The 20,134-nt window shown below is 72.4% G+C and carries 21 protein-coding genes; 8 read left to right on the forward strand and 13 right to left on the reverse strand.

Features of this window, described 5'->3' with window-relative positions:
• Nucleotides 1–34: 34 nt before the first annotated feature.
• Complete coding sequence (locus FB558_RS14695; protein WP_142053026.1) at nucleotides 35–751, forward strand: ribonuclease activity regulator RraA; 717 nt, start codon at nucleotides 35–37, stop codon at nucleotides 749–751.
• Between the two features lie 16 nt (nucleotides 752–767).
• Here FB558_RS14695 and FB558_RS14700 read toward each other — a convergent pair whose 3' ends face one another.
• The gene (locus FB558_RS14700; RefSeq protein WP_142053028.1) at nucleotides 768–1,352 is read right to left on the reverse strand and encodes a TIGR03086 family metal-binding protein; all 585 of its coding nucleotides are present in this window, start codon (nucleotides 1,350–1,352) and stop codon (nucleotides 768–770) included.
• Between the two features lie 164 nt (nucleotides 1,353–1,516).
• Nucleotides 1,517–2,209 carry a GntR family transcriptional regulator gene (locus FB558_RS14705; protein WP_142053030.1) on the reverse strand — a complete coding sequence of 231 codons (693 nt, stop codon included), beginning with the start codon at nucleotides 2,207–2,209 and terminating at the stop codon, nucleotides 1,517–1,519.
• Between the two features lie 264 nt (nucleotides 2,210–2,473).
• Between FB558_RS14705 and FB558_RS14710 the strand changes: the two genes are divergently transcribed.
• The 4 genes from FB558_RS14710 (at nucleotide 2,474) to FB558_RS14725 (ending at nucleotide 6,129) form a co-directional block, all read left to right on the forward strand.
• Entirely contained in the window at nucleotides 2,474–2,839 is a 366-nt protein-coding gene (locus FB558_RS14710; protein WP_142053032.1) for a hypothetical protein, read from the forward strand.
• Between the two features lie 10 nt (nucleotides 2,840–2,849).
• Entirely contained in the window at nucleotides 2,850–3,188 is a 339-nt protein-coding gene (locus tag FB558_RS14715) for a hypothetical protein (protein ID WP_142053034.1), read from the forward strand.
• A 393-nt stretch (nucleotides 3,189–3,581) separates the two neighbouring features.
• Nucleotides 3,582–5,699: a glycogen debranching protein GlgX gene (glgX, locus tag FB558_RS14720; protein WP_142054230.1), complete on the forward strand. Its 2,118-nt coding sequence runs from the start codon at nucleotides 3,582–3,584 to the stop codon at nucleotides 5,697–5,699.
• Between the two features lie 103 nt (nucleotides 5,700–5,802).
• On the forward strand, nucleotides 5,803–6,129 hold the full coding sequence (locus tag FB558_RS14725; RefSeq protein ID WP_142053036.1) for a putative quinol monooxygenase: 327 nt from the start codon (nucleotides 5,803–5,805) through the stop codon (nucleotides 6,127–6,129).
• Between the two features lie 45 nt (nucleotides 6,130–6,174).
• Here FB558_RS14725 and FB558_RS14730 read toward each other — a convergent pair whose 3' ends face one another.
• Both FB558_RS14730 and FB558_RS14735 read right to left on the reverse strand, forming a co-directional pair.
• Entirely contained in the window at nucleotides 6,175–6,591 is a 417-nt protein-coding gene (locus FB558_RS14730; protein WP_142053038.1) for a hypothetical protein, read from the reverse strand.
• A gap of 102 nt (nucleotides 6,592–6,693) precedes the next feature.
• Nucleotides 6,694–7,155: a hypothetical protein gene (locus FB558_RS14735; protein ID WP_142053040.1), complete on the reverse strand. Its 462-nt coding sequence runs from the start codon at nucleotides 7,153–7,155 to the stop codon at nucleotides 6,694–6,696.
• Nucleotides 7,156–7,389: 234 nt separating this feature from the next.
• Between FB558_RS14735 and FB558_RS14740 the strand changes: the two genes are divergently transcribed.
• The 3 genes from FB558_RS14740 to FB558_RS14750 are packed head-to-tail and all read left to right on the forward strand — an operon-like array spanning nucleotide 7,390 to nucleotide 10,005.
• The gene (locus FB558_RS14740; RefSeq protein ID WP_246106436.1) at nucleotides 7,390–8,541 is read left to right on the forward strand and encodes an alpha/beta hydrolase family protein; all 1,152 of its coding nucleotides are present in this window, start codon (nucleotides 7,390–7,392) and stop codon (nucleotides 8,539–8,541) included.
• A 32-nt stretch (nucleotides 8,542–8,573) separates the two neighbouring features.
• Nucleotides 8,574–9,107 carry a peptidylprolyl isomerase gene (locus FB558_RS14745; RefSeq protein ID WP_142053042.1) on the forward strand — a complete coding sequence of 178 codons (534 nt, stop codon included), beginning with the start codon at nucleotides 8,574–8,576 and terminating at the stop codon, nucleotides 9,105–9,107.
• 16 nt (nucleotides 9,108–9,123) lie between these two features.
• Nucleotides 9,124–10,005, forward strand: coding sequence for a rhomboid family intramembrane serine protease (locus FB558_RS14750; protein WP_142053044.1), 882 nt, complete (start codon nucleotides 9,124–9,126; stop codon nucleotides 10,003–10,005).
• Between the two features lie 267 nt (nucleotides 10,006–10,272).
• On the opposite strand, the gene FB558_RS14755 is transcribed toward FB558_RS14750, so the two are convergent.
• From FB558_RS14755 to FB558_RS14795, 9 genes are all read right to left on the reverse strand, one after another.
• Complete coding sequence (locus tag FB558_RS14755; RefSeq protein WP_170231306.1) at nucleotides 10,273–10,719, reverse strand: PH domain-containing protein; 447 nt, start codon at nucleotides 10,717–10,719, stop codon at nucleotides 10,273–10,275.
• A 62-nt stretch (nucleotides 10,720–10,781) separates the two neighbouring features.
• The gene (gene crgA / locus FB558_RS14760) at nucleotides 10,782–11,054 is read right to left on the reverse strand and encodes a cell division protein CrgA (protein WP_142053048.1); all 273 of its coding nucleotides are present in this window, start codon (nucleotides 11,052–11,054) and stop codon (nucleotides 10,782–10,784) included.
• An 87-nt stretch (nucleotides 11,055–11,141) separates the two neighbouring features.
• Complete coding sequence (locus FB558_RS14765) at nucleotides 11,142–11,777, reverse strand: aminodeoxychorismate/anthranilate synthase component II (protein WP_142053050.1); 636 nt, start codon at nucleotides 11,775–11,777, stop codon at nucleotides 11,142–11,144.
• A gap of 39 nt (nucleotides 11,778–11,816) precedes the next feature.
• Nucleotides 11,817–13,733, reverse strand: coding sequence for a Stk1 family PASTA domain-containing Ser/Thr kinase (gene pknB / locus FB558_RS14770; protein ID WP_142053052.1), 1,917 nt, complete (start codon nucleotides 13,731–13,733; stop codon nucleotides 11,817–11,819).
• 109 nt (nucleotides 13,734–13,842) lie between these two features.
• The gene (locus FB558_RS14775) at nucleotides 13,843–15,237 is read right to left on the reverse strand and encodes a serine/threonine-protein kinase (RefSeq protein WP_246106437.1); all 1,395 of its coding nucleotides are present in this window, start codon (nucleotides 15,235–15,237) and stop codon (nucleotides 13,843–13,845) included.
• Nucleotides 15,234–16,712, reverse strand: a complete 1,479-nt coding sequence (locus FB558_RS14780; protein ID WP_142053054.1) for a peptidoglycan D,D-transpeptidase FtsI family protein — start codon at nucleotides 16,710–16,712, stop codon at nucleotides 15,234–15,236. Before FB558_RS14780 ends, FB558_RS14775 begins: the two co-directional genes overlap by 4 nt.
• Nucleotides 16,709–18,139: an FtsW/RodA/SpoVE family cell cycle protein gene (locus FB558_RS14785; RefSeq protein WP_142053056.1), complete on the reverse strand. Its 1,431-nt coding sequence runs from the start codon at nucleotides 18,137–18,139 to the stop codon at nucleotides 16,709–16,711. Before FB558_RS14785 ends, FB558_RS14780 begins: the two co-directional genes overlap by 4 nt.
• 40 nt (nucleotides 18,140–18,179) lie before the next feature.
• Nucleotides 18,180–19,520, reverse strand: coding sequence for a PP2C family protein-serine/threonine phosphatase (locus tag FB558_RS14790; RefSeq protein ID WP_142053058.1), 1,341 nt, complete (start codon nucleotides 19,518–19,520; stop codon nucleotides 18,180–18,182).
• A gap of 94 nt (nucleotides 19,521–19,614) precedes the next feature.
• Nucleotides 19,615–20,073 carry an FHA domain-containing protein FhaB/FipA gene (locus FB558_RS14795; RefSeq protein ID WP_142053060.1) on the reverse strand — a complete coding sequence of 153 codons (459 nt, stop codon included), beginning with the start codon at nucleotides 20,071–20,073 and terminating at the stop codon, nucleotides 19,615–19,617.
• Between the last annotated feature and the right edge of the window lie 61 nt (nucleotides 20,074–20,134).

Below are 20,134 nucleotides of genomic sequence, written 5' to 3' on the forward strand. Positions count from 1 at the left end.
GGTATACCACGACGATGTGGAGATGAGGAGTGCCATGACGACGACCGAGGCATCCGTGGACCCCGCCACCCTGGAGGCCCTGCGCGCCGTGAGCACGGCGACCGTGACGACCCAGCTGATGGCGCGCGGCCTGCGCAACACGTTCCTGCACGGCCTCACCGCACTCAACCCGACGTGCACGCGGATGGCGGGTGAGGCCTTCACGCTGCGCTGCATCCCGTCCCGCGAGGACGTGGACACGCTCTCGGTCTACCAGGACTACGACCACCCGCAGCGGCGGGCGATCGAGACGGTGCCGCCGGGTGCGGTGCTCGTCGTCGACGCCCGGGGGCAGACGCGTGCGGCGTCGCTCGGGCACATCCTCGCGACGCGGCTGCGGCAGCGCGGCGCTGCAGGGGTGGTGACCGACGGCTCGGTGCGCGACAGCGCGGGGTTCGCCGAGCTGGCGCTGCCGGCGTTCGCGGCGGGCGCGTCCGCCACCACGAACCTCGCCCAGCACCACGCCTGCGACCTGCAGGTGCCGATCGGCTGCGCCGAGGTGGCCGTCTACCCGGGCGACATCATGGTCGGCGACCAGGACGGCGTGGTCTGCGTGCCCCGGCACCTGGCCGACGAGGTCGCCGCGGCCGCCGTCGAGCAGGAGGGCCTGGAGGAGTTCGTGCTGGCGAAGATCGAGGCCGGCGCGCCGCTGCGCGGCACCTACCCGCCGGACGAGCAGACGCTGGCGGAGTACCGCGCCGGACGTGCATGACGACGGTGGGGGACCACTAGGGCCGGCGTCCCAGGTAGGCGGCCAGCCGGGTGTAGGCGTCGGCGTCGTCGGGCACCGGCACGACCGGCGCGAACGAGCCCTGCTCGCTGCGCGCTTCCGGCGGCGCGAACCTCGGGAACGCCTCGAGCGCCTGGGCGGCGAGGTCGGGGTCGAGGTCGGCGAGCCGGTCGGTGGCGTGCGCGAGGTCCCAGGAATGGACCGTGAACTCGTGGGCGTAGGCGTCGAGCACGTCACGGCCGGGCAGCGTGGCCCACGGCAGGGTGACCATGCGCTCGAGCATCCTGTCGTCGGCCCACACCCGCTCGACCTCGCCGCGGGCCCGGGTGACCGCGTCGGCCCAGCCGTCGTCGCCGATGCCGTCGACCACGTCCGGGGCACCCCGCACGTCGGCTCCGGCGCCGACGCGTGCGAGCTTGTGGAGCACCGCGACCACGTGCCCGAGCAGCGCGCGGACGTCGTAGTCGGCGCAGGGCGTGGGGTTGCCCAGCTCATCGGGGCACACGGCCGCGACCTGTTGATCGGTCTGGTCCAGCGATCGCGCGAACAGCGGACGTGGATCACGAGCCGGTTCTGCCGTCATGTCCGGGAACTTACGAGCGCACCCCGACAGTCCTGGTCGACCAACCGCAGGGCGAGGCCGCGACGGCGGGGGCCTCGCGCGGCTCGCACACACCTGCACCACTGCGCACCCACGCCCGGGCGTCTGTGCCGAGGTGGAGAGGTGTGTGCCGGCGGCCCCGGGAGTCAGCTCGCGGCCTCGGCCCGCGCGCGCAGGCGGGACAGCCGCGTGATCGAGCGCTGGATGTGGCCGCGCACCAGCCGCTCCGTCGCGTCGGCCTGGCCCCCCTCGACCGCGGCGAGGATCTCGTGGTGCTCCTGCGCCTCGTCGCGCCAGGTCGGCCACTGCTCCCACAGCAGGCTGACGGTGCCGAGCGCGGTGAGGTCCTGCAGGTCGTCGAGGGTGCGCACGGCCAGCTCGTTCGGACAGGTGGAGTAGAGGCACCGGTGGAACCGGCGGTTGGCCATGCTCAACCCGCCGTGGTCGTCGGCCTCGAGGAACCGCGCGGCGTCCTCGAGCGCCCGGCGCGCCTCGGCGGCGTCGAACCGGTCGCCACCGGCGACCTGCGCCGCCGCCCACGGCTCCACGAGCATCCGCATCTCGTAGATCCGCTGCACGTCCTCGGCCCGCAGCCGCCGCACCGCGATGCCGCGGTTGCGGGTGGGCGTGAGCAGCCCGGAGGACGTCAGCGCGATCAGCGCCTCGCGCACCGGGGTCTTCGACACGCCCAGCTGCTCGGCCAGCCGCCGCTCCACGAGCACCTCGTCGGGCTGCAGCCGACCGGACAGGATCGCGGACTTGATCGACGCGGCCACCAGGTCCGAGCGCGTGGTCGAGCGGCCCAGCGGGGGCAGCACGGGCGCCGGATCCTGCGTCATCGTCTTGGTATACCACGCACGCAGGCATCGTCCGCGAGTCGCCGCGACAGGGCCGGCCCCGGTTGGAGTCGGCACACAGGAGCCCGAAGCTCGATCTCTAGTCTTTCGGGTGAAGGCACTGCGTTCGTCACTGCCTCCGACGTGCCTGCGCGATGCTCAAGATCTCATGCCGACGCCTGGGAGTTGGAGATGACGCGACGTTCGGACCAATGCAGACGGTTGTTCACGGCACTCGCCACGTTTATTGCTGGACTGGTTGCTTTCGTGGCTGTCACCGCGGCAGGTTCGCCCGCCTCCGTGACGGCCAACCCGAACCCTATCGATTGGACTATCGTCACGACCTTTCAGGGGCCCAATGGTGAAGACCTGCCGCTGCGTCGTGGCCATCGAGATGTGGCCGGCCTTCGTGGGTTCGGTGAGGCTCATATCCAGGGTAACCATGGCGGGCACGTCCCCGACTACTCGATCGTTCAAGCCGTTCTCGATAGCTGTAGGCCACCGCCTCACAAGCAGGACGAAACTGTGACGTGCTCGGGAAGTGGAATCCGGGTGGCGTACACGGAACGTGAGGATCTGCGCAACAGCTTTGATGATCGGCCAGTCGGCATCATCACGGCATTCGTTGAATAGAGGAGTAGTGATGGGGGACGTTCCGGAGAGCGCAACCTACGTGCTGACGGCCAGCAGTGTTGCGGTATCGAACATCATGTCGAACCTGGCTCGAGAATCGTTGGGGACGCTGAGGAGCTGGGCTGTGAGTGTCAACGAGGCGGGCGACTGGACCTGTTGTGTACGGATTCAGAGCTCGCGTCACGGCGGGATCGACGTCCGGCGATCAAGCGTAATCCTTCCGGCGACGGGCGCGGGCATGGAAGCCGAAACCGCTGGGATGGTATACGCAAGCGGATTCATCGAGAAATTGCTCATGCGGGGCGAGCTACCGGCAGCCGGCGCTGATGGTGTCGTCGATCTCCCGTAGGCCTCTTCCCGGGTAGGCAGCTCAGACCGCCGACATGCGTCAAAGTACGGCCTGAAGTGCCCGGGTACTACTCCCAGACGTTCCACGTCGACAACGGCTGTACGGACGTGCAACGAGCTAAGGTGATCATGGCGTGGGGTCCCGACAGCGAATGTTTCGTGATCGCGCCGAACGCGACGGTTACCTTCAAGGCGACGAGATTCCACGGCCCGGACACCCGCTTCGACGGGCTTGCCCGCTGCTGATGGTGGAACCTGGTGGAGTTCCGGTCAGCGCTCGACCCGTCCGCGATGCCGGTCGCCGGGCTGGGCGCTGCCGGATGTCGCCCGATGGGGTAGATCTCTTCACCAGGAGTGCGGGCACCCGTCCGCGCGTCGTCCGTCAGGGGGACCACTGCAGATCTGGCCCGGATCGCCCTACCCGCTGGGGGCCAACTTCGACGGCGGCGGCACCAACTTCGCGCTCTTCTCCGAGGTCGCCGAGCGGGTGGAACTGTGTCTGTTCGACGAGAACGGGCGCGAGTCGCGCGTCGACCTGCCCGAACGCGAGGCGCTGATCTGGCACGGCTACGTGCCGAGGGTCGGGCCCGGCCAGCGCTACGGCTTCCGCGTGCACGGGCCCTACGACCCGGAGGCGGGCCTGCGCTGCAACCCGGCGAAGCTGCTGCTCGACCCGTACGCGAAGGCCATCGAGGGCGGCACCACCTGGAACGAGGCGCTGTTCGCCTACCGGTTCGGGGAGCCGCGCTCGCGGAACGACACCGACTCCGCGCCGTACGTGCCGCGTTCGGTGGTCGTCAACCCGTTCTTCGACTGGACCGGGGACCGGGTGCTGCGGATCCCGTACCACGAGACGGTGATCTACGAGGCGCACGTCAAGGGCATGACGATGTCCCACCCGGACGTGCCCGACGACCTGCGCGGCACCTACATGGGCCTGGCCCACCCGGCGATGATCGAGCACCTCACGTCGCTGGGCGTCACCGCGGTGGAGCTGATGCCGGTGCACCAGTTCGTGCACGACCACGTGCTGGAGGAGCGCGGGCTGTCGAACTACTGGGGCTACAACACGATCGGCTTCTTCGCCCCGCACAACGGCTACGCGTCGTTCGGCACCCGCGGGGAGCAGGTGCAGGAGTTCAAGACGATGGTCAAGCTGCTGCACCGCGCCGGGATCGAGGTGATCCTCGACGTCGTCTACAACCACACCGCGGAGGGCAGCCACCTCGGCCCGACGCTGTCCTTCCGCGGGATCGACAACCACAACTACTACCGGCTCGTGCCCGAGCAGCCCGAGTTCTACTACGACACCACGGGTACCGGGAACAGCCTGAACGTCCGGGCGCACGAGTCGCTGCGGCTGATCATGGACTCGCTGCGCTACTGGGTCACCGAGATGCACGTCGACGGGTTCCGCTTCGACCTGGCCGCCGCGCTGGCCCGCGAGTTCCACGCGGTCGACCGGCTCGCGGCGTTCTTCGACCTGGTCAACCAGGACCCGGTCGTCAGCCAGGTCAAGCTCATCGCCGAACCGTGGGACGTGGGCGAGGGCGGCTACCAGGTGGGCGGCTTCCCCCCGTTGTGGACGGAGTGGAACGGCAAGTACCGCGACACCGTGCGCGACTTCTGGCGCGGCGAGCCCGCGAGCCTCGGGGAGTTCGCCTCCCGCTTCACCGGCTCGTCGGACCTCTACGAGAAGGACAACCGGCTGCCCATCGCGTCGATCAACTTCGTCACGGCGCACGACGGCTTCACCCTGGGCGACCTCGTCTCCTACGACGAGAAGCACAACGAGGCCAACGGCGAGGACAACCGGGACGGCGAGAGCCACAACCGCTCGTGGAACCACGGCGTGGAAGGGCCCACCGAGGACGGTGGCGTGCACGCGTTGCGCGAGCGCCAGAAGCGCAACTTCCTCGCCACCCTGCTGCTCTCGCAGGGCGTGCCGATGCTCTCCCACGGTGACGAGCTCGGGCGCACCCAGCTCGGCAACAACAACGTCTACTGCCAGGACAACGAGATCGCCTGGGTGGACTGGGCGGCAGCACGCGAGAACTCGGTGCTCACCGACTTCGTCGCCCAGATCGCCGCGCTGCGCCGGAAGCACCCCGTCTTCCGCAGGCGCCGGTTCTTCCAGGGCCGCGCCATCCGCGGCTCGAGCATCGAGGACATCGCCTGGCTGCGCCCCGACGGGCAGCCCATGACGGACGACGACTGGAACTCCGGGTTCGCGCGGTCGTTGGCCGTCTACCTCAACGGCCAGGGCATCCCGGAGCGCGACGAGCTCGGCCGCCGGGTCGTGGGCGACTCGTTCCTGCTGCTGTTCAACGCCCACCACCAGCCGGTGCGGTTCACGCTGCCCGCCGAGGCGTACGGGCGGATGTGGGAGATCTGCGTCGACACCGCCGACCCGCTCCTGGCGCGGGCCCGCCGGCGCGAGCGGGACGCGAAGCCGGGCGGCCGGCTGCGCATCACCGCCCGCTCGCTGATGGTGCTGCGCAAGTGCTACTGACCCCCGGACGTGCCGTCGGGTCCGGGTCGCACGCACCCGCCCTGCCGCACGGTGACGGTAGGGTCGCTCCGCGCACGCGTGATCGACCGGACCGGAGGCTCCCATGATCTTCATCGTCGTCAAGTTCACGATCCGGCCCGAGCTCAGCGGCGAGTGGCTCGACAAGGTCGCCGGGTTCACCGAGGCGACCCGCGCGGAGCCCGGGAACATCTTCTTCGAGTGGTCGCGCAGTGTCACCGACCCCCACCAGTTCATCGTGGTGGAGGCGTTCCAGGACGACGCGGCCGAGGCGCACGTCACGTCGGACCACTTCACGGAGTTCGTCGGCTGGGCGCCGGACTACGTCGCCACCACCCCGGACATCATCAGCGTCCAGGGCGTCCCCGGCGACGGCTGGTCGAAGATGGGTGAGATCAGCCCCCGCGGCTGAGGCGTTCCACGTGGAACATCGCGCGCGGCGGGCACCACCGGCCGCTCACCGCGCCCGGCGCAGGCCCAGCCACTGCAGGTCGGCGAAGACCGCGACGGCCGCCGCCTGCGCCAGCACCACCGCGACCCCGAGCGTGGTGAGCTCCTCGCGGCCGGCCACGACAGCGCCGACGCTGCCCAGCACCCAGGCGGAGTTGCCGACGACGACGGCCCACGCCGCCGGCCGGGAGATCACCGGCCGTGCCGCGACGAGCACCAGCGCCAGCGCGTAGACGACCAGGAAGGCGCCGGTGCCGCGGAGCACACCGGCGGAGGGGCCGAGGAGACCGCTCAGCGGTGCGGCCGCGCCGACCGCGAGCAGACCGAGGGCGCCGGATGCGGCGGCGTCGAGCCGGAGCGCGAGCCGCAGCAGCCGGCCCTGGTCGCGGACGGCGGTGAGGCGGGAGAGGGGAAGGGCGGTCATCGGGGGCCTCCTGGCGTCGATCCGACTCGTGGTTGCTGTCGGAGTCGACTCTCGCCCTCGGGAGGTGGTGCGGTCGATGACCCGCGAGGTAAGGGAGGCGCCTCAGGCGTGGACCTCGTTGCCCTCGGTGGAGTTCAGGGCGCGCGAGGTCAGGTCCGCCACCATCGCGTCGGCGCCCGTCTCGGGCACCGCGGTGTCCCCGTCCTGGGGAGCCGCGGTCCGGTAGTGCACCTGGGTGGCCTCCAGCTGCTCCTGGCCGCCGAGGTTGACCAGGTCCTGGGCGGTGGGGACGGTGAGGTCCTCGTCCGCGGGCAGTGACCGGCTCGCGGTGTAGAACGTCGGGCCCTCGACGCTGGCCAGCTTGGGCAGCTGCGACGCGTCGGCCGAGGGCAGCTCGCCCAGGACGTTCGGCGAGGATCCGGCCGCGGGGGCGGCCTCGTCGGTGCCGGCACCGTCCTGCGGTGCGGGCGCGGCGACCGCGGGAGCGGCGAGGCCGAGACCGGCGGCGGCGATCCCGGCGACGGCGGCGGTGGTGCGCAGGCTGCTCCGAGCGAGGCTGCTCATCGGTGGGTTCCCTTCGTGCGGACTCTCGCCGCGACCACGGGTGCGACGACGTTGATCTCGGGGAGGACAACGAAGGCCACCGGCGGCGGATGTGGCGGCTCACACCTCCTGCCCGCGGGTTCACCCGATGCGGTGGACGCGGGAGCCGCAGGTCACCGAGGCGATCGGCCCCGCGCTGCACGCCGTCCGGTATCGCGCTGCGGCGGTGCCGCCGGGCCGGGCAAAATCGTCGCCGTGGCGGTGCTGCGCCGGGTGGGACCCGGACTGGGGGTCGGACTGGGCGTCGGCATGGGTGCCGGTGCCGCGGGGATCGGCTGGTTCTACTCCTCGGTACTGCTCGACACGGCGATCCGCCCCGTCTACCCCGAGCGGGTGCTGGCCGTCGGCGCCGACACCGTCACGCTCGCCGCGACGCGCCTCACCATGCAACCCGGCACCTGGGGACTGCGCTGGGCCGCCGACCGCGCGACCGGGCTCGCCATCGTGGGCCCGGTGGCACACCGGCGCTCCGGCCAGGTGGTGCGGCCGCTGCTCGGCGGGCAGCCGCCCGAGCCCGGCTGCGTCGCGGTGCTCGACACCGGGCCCTTCGACCCGGATCCGGGGGCGCGCGGTCTCCCGTTCGAGGACGTCGACGTGCCGGGCCCGCTCGGCACCTACCCCGCGTGGTGGGTGCCCGGCCCCGCCGACGACGACACCTGGGTCGTCCTGGTGCACGGCCGCGGTGGCTCGCGCCGTGAGGCGCTGCGGATCCTGCCGGCCCTGCACGAGCGCGGCCACCCGCTGCTTGTGGTGAGCTACCGCAACGACGAGGGCGCCCCGCCGAGCCCGGACGGCCACTACCACCTCGGTGACACCGAGTGGGAGGACGTCGAGGCCGCCGTCCGGTTCGCGGTGGACCGCGGTGCGCGGCGCGTCGTGTTGTTCGGGTGGTCGATGGGCGGCGCGGTCACGGGCGCGTTCCTCGACCGCTCGACGGAGGCGGGGCGGGTGGCCGCCGTCGTCTGGGACGCCCCGCTCGTGGACTGGCGCGCCACCTTGCGCCAGCAGGCGCGCAACCGGCGGCTGCCGACGGTGCTCTCGCCCCTCGCGACCGCGGTGACCAGCAGGCGGATCGGGATCGACTTCGACCGCTTCGACCTGCGCCGCCGCCCACCCGCGGTCCGCCCGCCGACGCTGCTCCTGCACAGCACGGGGGACACCGCCGTCCCCGTCGCCGCCAGCCGCGCCCTCGCCGCCGCCGCCCCTTCGCTCGGCTGGCCGCTGCGCTACGTGGAGGTCCCCGACGCCGAGCACACCGCCTCCTGGAACGCCGATCCGGCCGCCTACGAGCACGCGGTCACGTCGTTCCTGGCCGAGGCGCTGGCGCCCGTACCCGGTGGCCGCTGACGTCGCCGCAGCCGGGCTGGCACGATGGGGGCGTGACCGAACCAGGCAACGACAAGAACACCGCGACGCTCCGGACCAACCAGGGCGACATCCGGATCGTCCTGTTCCCGGACCACGCCCCCAAGACCGTCGCGAACTTCGTCGGGCTGGCCACCGGCGAGCAGTCCTACAGCGAGCCCAACGCCGCCGGCGGTTCCTCCGGCCCGTTCTACGACGGGTCCGTCTTCCACCGCGTCATCACCGGGTTCATGATCCAGGGCGGTGACCCCACCGGCACCGGGCGTGGCGGCCCCGGCTACCAGTTCGCCGACGAGTTCCACCCCGACCTGCGGTTCGACCGCCCCTACCTGCTGGCGATGGCCAACGCGGGCCCCGGCACCAACGGCTCGCAGTTCTTCATCACCGTCGGCCCGACCCCGCACCTCAACCGCCGCCACACCATCTTCGGCGAGGTGGCCGACGCGGAGTCCCGCGCCGTCGTCGACGCGATCGCGCAGACCGCCACCGACCGCAACGACCGGCCGCTCTCCGACGTCGTCATCGAGCACGTCGAGATCTCGGCCTGAGCCACCCGCCGAGAAGATGACCTACCCCGCCGGACCGCCGACGCCGCCGCAGCAACCCGGCGGGGCGCCCTACGGCCCGCCGGCCGTCTGCGTGCGGCACCCGGAGCGCGCCACCGGTCTGTCCTGCACGCGTTGCGGGCGTCCGGCCTGCCCCGAGTGCCTCCGCGAGGCGTCGGTGGGCTACCAGTGCGTCGACTGCGTGAACGCGGGCCGGCAGGAGACGCGGCGGCCCGGCACGGTGGCCGGCGCCACGCCCGGCGGGCGCCCGGTCGTGGTGCCCACGCTGATCGCGCTCAACGTGCTGGTCTTCGCCTGGACCGTGGTCCAGGCGGGCGACCCGATGAACAACGCGATGGCCCCGTTGTTCGCCGAGTGGGCCCTCGTGCCCGGGCTCGTCCAGGCCGGCGAGTGGTGGCGGGTCCTCACGTCGGGGTTCCTGCACATCGGTGCGATCCACCTGCTGTTCAACATGGTGGCGCTGTGGGTGCTGGGCCGCGACCTCGAGACCGTGCTCGGCCGTGGTCGATTCCTGGCCGTCTACATGATCGCCCTGCTCGGTGGCGCCGCCGCCGTGATGCTGTTCTACGCGCCGAACCAGGCCGTGGCCGGCGCGTCCGGTGCGGTGTTCGGGCTGATGGGCGGGCTCGCCGTGGTCCTGCGCCGGCTGCGCGTGCCCGCGGGCCAGGTCATCGGCGTGATCGTCCTCAACGTGGTGATCAGCGTGACGATCCCGGGGATCTCGCTGATCGGCCACCTCGGCGGGCTCGTGCTCGGCGCTGCCGCCACGGCCGCGCTCGTGTACGCGCCCGCGCGCAACCGCGTGCCGGTGCAGGTGGGTGCGCTGGTCGCGCTCACCGTCGTGGTGCTGCTCCTGATCGGCGTCACCGCGCTGGCCTGACGCGCCGCGCACGACGACGGCGGGGCGCCCTCGTCAGGGCTGCCCCGCCGTGGCTCGTCGGGATGGGTCAGGCGGGTGGGTTGCAGCCGCACCCGGAGGCGCAGCCGTCCGTACCCCGCATCGGTGTCCTCGTCGCCATCCAGACTCCCTTCGTCGCGGACCTCGATGGTAGGCACGCCCGGCCCATCGGCACGACCGCTCAACCGGGGGGCGCGAGCACCACTCGGAGTACCCGACTACGACATGTGGGGTACACATCCGCGCATGTCAGGGGCGCAGCGCGTGCAGGCGCGGCGCGACGTCCTCGGGGTCGGCAGCGAGGTCCAGCCGGCCGAAGACGAGCAGGCGCTCGCTGCCGTCGGCCGTCACCGTGTCGACTTCCAGGAGCGAGGTCTCGCGCCCCAGGCGCCGCACCCGCAGGACCCGGATCTGCGCGACGAACGGCCACGGGTGGTGGCGCGAGCGGAGCAGCCCGCCGACCGTCAGCCCGTCGGGGTCCGCGCGCAGGCGCGGCCGCGCCCGGGTGCCGAAGAGCGCGGCGGTGGTGGCGCCCACGGCAGCGACGCCCGCGAGCAGGCGGCCTGCGGGGTCGGCGTCGCTCACCCAGAGCGCCACGCACCACGCAGCCGCCCCGACTGCCACCAGCCAGGCGAGCACGACGAGTCCGGGAGCGGGGCTCCACTCGGCCGCGGCGGGCGCATCATGATCACTCACGGTGACTTGTCCACAGTGACTGTCCACACTGGGGACTACCTACATCGGTGTGTTTCCGCAGCTCAGCGCCACCGCATGGTCATCAGCAGGCCGATCACGATCAGTGAGAACCCGATGAGGAAGTTCCACGGGCCGAGCGTGACCATGAACGAGATCGAGTCCCCGGCCAGGTAGTTCACGACCAGCCACGCCAGCCCTGCCAGCATCAGACCCAGCATCACCGCGATGTAGACCGGGTGCGTGGGACCCGCGACCTTCACCGGCGTGGTGCCGGGGCGCTGCGCGTTGGGAGGCGGGGTGTAGACCGCCTTCTTCCGGACCTTGGACTTCGGCATGTGTGCTGACCTCGTCGGACGTCGGAGTGCGTGCCCCCACGGTAGCGCGCCCGCCCGCTGCTGACGCCGCTGTGTGCGCTCCGCGGCTCAGGCGGAGGCCGTGACGGCGGCCGCCTCGGCGGTGAGGGCGGCCACGGTGGCCTCGGGTACCGGGTGTCCCGCGCTCGCCATCCAGTTGGCCAGCAACCGGTGCCCGCCCTCGGTGAGGACGGACTCGGGGTGGAACTGCACCCCGGTGACGGGCAGCTCGCGGTGCCGCACCGCCATGATGACGCCGCCCTCCGTGCGCCCCGTGACCTCGAGGGCGGCCGGCAGCGTGTCGGGACGGATCGAGAGCGAGTGGTACCGGGTGGCGACGAAGGGGTTCGGCAGCCCGGCGAGCAGGTCGTCGCCCGCGTGGTGCACGAGCGAGGTCTTGCCGTGCAGCAGCTCCGGCGCGCGTTCCACGACACCACCCCACGCCACCCCGATGGCCTGGTGGCCGAGGCACACCCCGAGCAGCGGCAGGCTGCGCTCCGCGCTGCGCCGGACCGCCTCGATGCTGGCGCCCGCCCGCTCCGGGACACCCGGCCCCGGGCTCAGGAGCACACTGTCGACGTCGTCCAGCTCGTCGAGGTCGACCTCGTCGTTGCGGCGCACCGTGACCTGCGCGCCGAGCTGCGCGAGGTACTGCACGAGGTTGTAGACGAAGCTGTCGTAGTTGTCGATGACGAGCACGCGCATGCGTTCAGTCTCCCCGGCTCTGCGGGCCGCGTCGTCGTGTTAACCGATCAACCCGGGCGCGTCCCCGACGGTCAACGTGATCTGGTCGTCGGGGCCGACCTTCTCGCCCGGCCGGACCGACTGCTCGATGACGCGGCCGTCGAGGTCGTCGTTGGAGGTGGTCTCCTGCCGGATCTGGACCCGCGTGAGGCCGAGGTCGCGGAGCCGCTCCAGGGCCTGCTCCTCGGTCTGGTCCTCGACGTTGGGCATCTCGACGTCCTCGCCGTCGCCGGTGAGCAGGGTGACCTCCGAACCCCTCGCGACGCGCTCGCCGGCCGACGGGTTGGTGCCCGACACCCGGTCGCCGTCGCTGCTGTCGGAGTCCTGGCGCCGTGGGCTGAGCCCGACCTGGCGCAATGCCTGCTCGGCGTCGTCGATGTCCTGGCCGGAGACGTCCGGGACCTGCACGGTGGTCTGCGCGGTGCCGACGACCACGGCCACGGTGGAGCCGCCCTCCGCGGGCTCACCCGCGCGGGGTGTGGAGGCGAGGATCTTGTCGACCCGGCTGGAGTCGGGTGTCTCCTGCTGCGTCTGGGCGCCGAGCTGCAGGCCCGCCTCCTCGAGCAGGGCCTGGGCCTCCTGCACGGTGAGACCTTCCAAGCGCGGCACGTTGACGCTGGCCGGGCCGCTGCCCACCACCAGGTTGACGGTGGAGCGTTCCTCGACCTGGGAGCCGACCGCGGGATCCGTGCGGATCACGTTGCCGCGGTCCTGGGCGGAGGACTCCTCCTGCGCGACCGACCCGAGCCGCAGGCCCGCGGCGACGAGCTGGTTGGTGGCGTCGCTCTGGGCGAGCCCGGTGACCGCGGGCACCTCCACCAGCTGTGCGGCGGGCGGGCCGGCGAAGATCTGGTACGCCACGAAACCGACGAGCCCGAGCGCGACCAGTACGCCCGCGACGATGCCGATCACCTTCCCGGTGCTGCGCCGCGGCTCCTCGTCGTAGTAGTCGTCGTACTCGGCGCCGCCGGGCGGCATCGTGTGCCGGCCGTTGAGGCGCCGCGTGGGCGCGTCCTGCGCGGGCGGGGCCATCATCGCGGTGCGCTCGTCCTCGCTCATCACGAGCGGGGCCATCGGGTTCTGCCCGTTGCGCACGCGGACGAGGTCGGAGCGCATCTCGGCGGCCGACTGGTAGCGGTTGAGGGGGTTCTTCGACAGCGCCTTCAGCACCACCGCGTCGAGCGAGGACGGGATGCTGGGGTTGACCTCCGACGGGCGCCGCGGCTCCTCGCGCACGTGCTGGTAGGCCACCGCGACCGGAGTGTCGCCGGTGAACGGGGGCTCGCCGGTGAGCAGCTCGAACAGCACGCAGCCGGCCGCGTACACGTCGGAGCGGGCGTCCACGGCCTCACCGCGGGCCTGCTCCGGCGACAGGTACTGGGCCGTGCCGATCACCGCGGCGGTCTGGGTGACGTTCTGGCCCTCGCCCAGCGCCCGGGCGATGCCGAAGTCCATCACCTTGACGGCGCCGCCGGTGTTGATCATGATGTTGGCGGGCTTGACGTCGCGGTGGATGATGTTGTGCCGGTGGCTGAAGTCGAGTGCGGCGCAGACGTCGGCCATCACCTCGATGACCTGCCGCTGCGACATCGGACCGGTGGTCTTCACGATCTCGCGCAGCGTCTGCCCGTCGACGTACTCCATGACGATGTAGGGCAGCGGGCCGAACTCGCTCTGCACCTCGCCGGTGTCGTAGACCGACACGATCGCGGGGTGGTTGAGCGACGCGGCGTTCTGCGCCTCGCGGCGGAAGCGCATCTGGAACTGGGGATCGCGCGCCAGGTCGGCCCGCAGCACCTTCACGGCGACGTCGCGACCGAGCCGTGTGTCGAGCCCGCGGTGCACCTCGGACATGCCGCCGTAACCGAGCACCTCGCCCAGTTCATAGCGCTCGGACAACAGTCGGGGGGTGGTCATCGGTGCCGGTTCCTGGGAGTCATGGTGGATTCGGACATCATGCCGGGCTGCGTCGCCCAGCGGGGTGGTCCCGGGACCACCGCAGCGCCGGGCCGTCGGTTCGACGAGTTCACCGGGCGCTCCCCGTGACGATCACCGTGGCGAGCTCCCCGCCGGCTACCGCCGATCCGGCCAGGACGCCCTCCCGACTCGTCACCGTACCGGGTCCGGCTCCCTGCGGGGGCTGAACCGCCGAGCCCGCGCCCGGAAGACCGCCCTGGAACAACAGAACACCGACCGCGACCGCGGCGAGCGTCAGCAGCACGAACAGCACGAGGAGCAGGGTGCGCCCGGACGACTTGGGCTGCAGCCGGAAGGAGTCGGAACCGGCCCGTCCGGACGCACGGGCCGGCGCGGCGCGCCGCGCCGGTGGCGCCTGCCGGGAGCGGGTCGCGCGATCGCCCGCGCCCCCGGCGTGCCGCGCCGCGGGTGCCTGGTGCGCCACCGGGCGGGATGCGGGTGACGACGCGCGCTGCGGGACCGGCGGCGAGGGCGGAGCGGAGAAGGGCGCCGAGGCGGGCAGCGGGGTCGACGGTGCGGCGGACCCGACCGCGGGACGCGCCCGCGTGGGCGTCGAGGGCGACCGCGGCGGCGCGATCGTGCCGGTGACCGCGCCGGGTGCCGGCAGCGGCTCTCCCCGGCGCACCGCCGCCACGGCGAGCGCGAACTCACCGCCGGTGGAGTAGCGCTGCGTGGGGTCCTTGACGAGCGCCACCTCGATGAGCTCGCGCGCCCCGGCCGGGATGCTGCTCGGCAGCGGCGGCGGAGGCTCCCGGACCTGCATCATCGCCACCGCCACCGCGCTGTCGGCGCGGAACGGCCGGTGGCCCGCGAGGCACTCGTAGCCGACGATGCCGAGCGAGTAGACGTCGCCCGCGGGGCCCGCCTCCGCCCCGCTGGCCTGCTCGGGCGCGATGTAGTGGGCGGTGCCCATGACCATCCCGGATCGGGTGACCGGCACCGCGTCGGCGGCCTTGGCGATCCCGAAGTCGGTGAGCTTCACCACACCGTCGGTGCGGACCAGGATGTTGCCCGGCTTGACGTCGCGGTGCACGAAGCCACGCTCGTGCGCCGCCTGCAGCGCCCACGCGGCGTCCTCGATGAGCCGCAGCGTCTCGTCGGCGTCGATGGGGCCGCGGGAGATCAGCGTGGACAGCGGCTCGCCCCGCACCAGCTCCATCACGAGGTACGCCGTGCGCCTGCCGTTCGGGCCCTCGTCCTCGCCGTAGTCGTGCACCGCGGCGATGCCCGGGTTGTCCAGGGAGGCGACGGTGCGCGCCTCGATGCGGAAGCGGTGCAGGAACTCCGGGTCGTCACCGAGCTCGGGGCGCAGCACCTTCACCGCGACGCTGCGGCCCAGCCGCGTGTCCGAGGCCTCCCAGACCTCGCCCATGCCGCCGACGGCGATGCGCCGCTCCAGCAGGTAGCGGTCGTCGATGCTCTGCCCCGCAGCGAGGACGGTCACCGCTCCGTCCCCAGCGCGGCGCGGATCACGGCGCGGCCGATCGGGGCGGCGACCGTGCCGCCCGTCGCCGCGAGGTTGCTGCGGTCGCCGCCGGACTCGACCAGCACCGCGAGCGCGACCTGCGGGTCGTCGGCCGGGGCGAAGGCCACGTACCAGACGTGCGGGGCCACCGACTTCGGGTCGGACCCGTGCTCCGCCGTGCCGGTCTTGGCGGCGATCTGCACGCCGGTGATCTTCCCGGTGCCCGAGTAGCTGTTCTCGTTGTTGACCATCATCTCGGTCAGCGTGGCGGCCACCGCCGGGTCGACCGCCGCCGTGCCGATCCGGTCCGGCTCCGTGGTCTCCACGGGGTCCAGCTCCTGGCTCTGGATCTCGCTGACCAGGTACGGGGCCATCACCTCGCCGCGGTTGGCGATGGCCGCGACGATCATCGCGTTCTGCAGCGGGGTGAGTGCCACGTCGCGCTGCCCGATGCTGGACTGCTGCAGCGCGGCGGTGTCGGGGATGTCGCCGATCGTGGAGGCGGCCACCGGCATCGGCACCGCCAGGTCGGTGGTGCCGATCCCGAAGGCCTCGGCCTGCTCGCGCAGCGGCTGCTCCCCGAGCTCGCTCGCAAGCTGTGCGAAGGCCGTGTTGCACGAGCGCTGCAGCGCGTCGCGCAGGCTGGCCGTCTCGCCGGTGCCGCACGCGTTGCCGTTGAAGTTCTGCAGCTGGGTGTTGGTTCCCTGCAAGGTGATCGCCGACGCGGCCGTGAGCTGGCTCTCCGGCGTGTAGCGCCCGCTCGCCAGCGCCGCCGCGACGTCGACGAGCTTGAACGTGGACCCCGGCGGGTAGCTCTCGGAGATCGCGCGGTTGGGCAGCACCGGCGGCTCCGCCTCGTTGTACTCCTGCCACGCCGACGTCCGCTCGTCCGCGTCGTGGCTGGCCAGCGGGTTGGGGTCGAAGGACGGCGTGGACACCATCGCGAGGATCTCACCCGTCTGCGGTCGCAGCGCGACGACCGAGCCGGTGTACCCGCGCTCGGTCAGCTCGTCGTACGCCGTCTTCTGCACTTCCGGATCGAGCGTCAGCACCACGTTGCCCCCGCTGGGGTCGCGGCCGGTGATCAGGTCGGAGAGCCTGCGGCCGAAGAGCCGGTCGTCACTGCCGTTGAGCACCGCGTCGGCGGCCCGCTCGATCCCGCTGGAGCCGTAGGTCACCGAGTAGTAGCCGGTGACCGGCGCGTACACCGGACCGTCGGCGTACTGGCGCAGGTAGCGCAACCGGTCGTCGGTCTCGGTGCTGCTGGCGAGGATCTGGCCGTCGGCGCTGATCTGGCCGCGCTTGCGCGAGTACTCGGCCAGCAGGACGCGCTGGTTGCGCGGATCGCTGCGGTAGTCACCCGCCTGGACGACCTGGACGTAGGTGAGGTTGCCCATCAGCAGCAGGATCATCGCCATCACGGCGATGGCGACGCGACGCACGGGAGTGTTCACGGGCGCCGCTCCACGAGCTCGGTGCCCGCCTCGGCCAGCGGCGGCAGCGGCGTTGCCGGACGGCGCGGCAGCGGCGCGCGGGCCGCGTTGGAGATCCGCAGCAACATCGCGACCAGCGCGTAGTTCGCCACCAGCGACGATCCGCCGTACGACAGGAACGGCAGGGTCAGGCCGGTGAGCGGGATGAGCTTCGACGCCCCGCCGATGACGATGAACGCCTGCAGCGCCAGCGTGAACGCCAGCCCGGTGGCGAGCAGCTTGCCGAAGCTGTCGCGCACGGCGAGCGCGCTGCGCAGCCCGCGCGTGATCAGCACCAGGTAGACGATGAGGATCGCGGCCAGCCCGATCAGGCCGAGCTCCTCACCCAGCGAGGAGAGCATGAAGTCGCTCTCGGCGTAGGGCACCAGGTCGGGGCGGCCGGCGCCGAGACCGGTGCCGCCCACCCCGCCGGTGCCGAGCCCGAACAGCGCCTGCGCGATCTGGTAGCCGGTGCCCTCGAAGTCGGCGAACGGGTCGAGCCACACCTGGACGCGCACCCGCACGTGGCCGAACAGCTGGTAGGCGATGACGCAGCCGCCGAGGAAGAACGACAACCCGATGAGCATCCACGACACGCGCTCGGTGGCGACGTAGAGCAGCACCAGCACGATGCCGAAGAACAGCAGCGAGGTGCCCAGGTCGCGCTCGAGCACCAGGACGCCGACCGACAGTCCCCACGCCACGAGCAGCGGCGCGAGGTCACGCGCCCGCGGCAGCTCCATGCCGAGGAACCGGCGCCCCGCGGTGCTGAACAGCTCCCGCTTCTGCACCAGGAACGCCGCGAAGAACACGATCAGCAGGATCTTGGCGAACTCGCCGGGCTGGATGCCGACGCTACCGACCCGGATCCACAGCTTCGCCCCGTTGACCTCGGAGATCGACGAGGGGAGCAGGCCGGGCAGCGCGAGCAGCACCAGACCGGAGAAGCCGGCCGTGTAGGCGTAGCGGGAGATCGTGCGGTGGTCGCGGATCACCCAGAGCACCGCGACGAACAGCGCGAGGCCGATCGCGGTCCACGCGACCTGCCGGGAGATCAGCTCCACCGGCGCGTCCCGGCCCGCGGCGGCGGCCCGCTCGGCGTTGGCCAGGTCGAGCCGGTGGATCATCACCAGGCCCAGCCCGTTGAGCAGCGCCACGCACGGCAGGATCAGCGGATCGGCGTACGGGGCGAAGCGGCGCACCGCCAGGTGGGCCGCGGCGAACAGCCCGAGGTAGGCCAGGCCCACCCACAGCAGCGCCTGCGTCAGCTCCTGCTCCTGGTTGGCCTCCACCAGCACCAGCGCGCCCGTGACCAGCACCGCGGCGAACGCGAGCAGGACGAGCTCGATCCCGCGGCCGGTCGGCAGCGGCGCGGGAGCGGCGGGCGGCGCGCCCGCGGGCGCCGTCATCGCCGGCCCCCGCGACCGTCCGCTCGCTGGTCCGCGCTCATCAGCCCACCGACCGGCAGGTCGTCCCGGGCTCGGGTGCCGGCGTCGGCAGCGGGGTGGTGTCGACCGGCGGGATCCCGGGCACCGGCACGCCCGGGTCGACGACCGGCGGCGGCGGGGGCTGCACCGGCTGCGGCGGCGGGCAGGGCTCCAGCATGCGGGCGCGTAGCCGCTCGACCACGCCGTGCGCCCCGGCGAGGCCGTCGTCGGTCGGGATGCCGTCGCGCACCTGGCTGCGCTCGGTCTCCGGCAGGTCCGTCAGCGCGATGTCGGTGCGTTCCGCGACCGACTGCAGCGAGACGCCCAGCACCTCGCCGCGCACCCCCTGGAAGACCGCGACCTGATCGCCGTCCGCGCTCACGTAGTACTGCGACATCACCCACATGCGGGCGAGCAGCCCGCCGCCCGCCAGCACGGCGAGCACCGCGACGACGGCGAGGACCACGCGCAGCCGCCGACCCCGGCGCCGCGCGGGGGGCGTGTCCACCGACGACACGACCCGCTGCGGCGCCGTGCGGGTGAGGGTGGTGGCCGAGGCGCGCGCCGCCGCCGAGTCCGGGGGCGGGCCGTCCTCCGAGCCGTCGCCCACCGAGCCGCCCACGATCGGGGCGTCCTCGCCGAAGTCGATGTCGACGACGTCGGCCACGATGCAGGTGATGTTGTCCGGACCGCCGCCGCGCAACGCCAGCTCGATCATCCGGTCCGCGCACTCCCGCGGATCCCGGTAGGCCTGCAGCGTCTCGGCGAGGGTCTCGTCGCTCACCACGCCGGACAGTCCGTCGGAGCAGAGCAGGAAGCGGTCACCCGGCCGCGCCTCGCGGATCGTCAGCGAGGGGTCGATGTCCTGGCCCGTGATCGCGCGCAGCAGCAACGACCGCTGCGGGTGCGTGTGGGCCTCCTCCTCGGTGATGCGGCCCTCGTCGATCAACGACTGGACGAACGTGTCGTCCTTCGTGATCTGCGTCAGGTACCCGTCGCGCAGCTGGTAGGCCCGCGAGTCGCCGATGTGGACCAGGCCCAGCCGGGAACCCGCGAACAGGATGGCGGTGAGCGTGGTGCCCATGCCCTCCAGGTCGGGCGCGTCCGCGACGTGCCGCGTGATCGCGGCGTTGCCCTCCACCGCGGCGTCGCGCAGCTCCGCCAGCAGGTCGTCGCCGGGGTCGTCCTCGTCGAGCGGGGCGAGCGCCGAGATCACCAGCGACGACGCCACCTCACCCGCCGCGTGCCCGCCCATGCCGTCCGCGAGCGCGAGCAGCCGCGGGCCGGCGTACACCGCGTCCTGGTTGTTCTGCCGGACGAGCCCGCGGTCGCTGCGGGCGGAGTAGCGCAGGACCAGCGTCATCTCAGCGCTCCGACATCACGTTCAGGGGCAGATCGACCGGCGCGGCCGGCCCGGGCGGCGAACGCCAGGGCGCGGCGGTGCAACGTGCGCCGGCTCATGACCGAAGCTCGATCACCGTCTTGCCGATGCGGACAGGGGTGCCCAGGGGAACACGGGTGGGCCCGGTGACCTTAGCCCGGTCGAGGTACGTGCCGTTGGTCGACCCGAGGTCCTCCACGTACCACTCGTCCCCCTGCATCGCGATGCGGGCGTGACGCGTGGACGCGTAGTCGTCGTCGAGCACCAACGTGGAGTCGTCGGCCCGGCCGATCAGGATCGGCCGGGAGTCCAACGAGATCCGCGTACCGGCCAGCGCCCCCTGCGTGACGAGGAGCTGGCGGGGCGTGCGACCACGCCCGGTGCGGGCCGTGACCCGCCCACCGCCGGGCACCAGCGCACGGAGACCGGACGCGGCATACAGATCAGAGCGCACCACCCGGAGCGCGACCAGCACGAACAGCCAGAGGAGGGCGAGGAACCCCGCCCTGGTCAGCTGCAGCACCAACTCCGGCACTCGCGGCGAACTCCGATCTCTGTCGACGTCGTCCTCACCCGGCCACCCTCGGCCCGATCCT

Origin of the sequence: Pseudonocardia kunmingensis, assembly GCF_006716445.1 — a bacterium.
GTDB lineage: Bacteria > Actinomycetota > Actinomycetes > Mycobacteriales > Pseudonocardiaceae > Pseudonocardia > Pseudonocardia kunmingensis.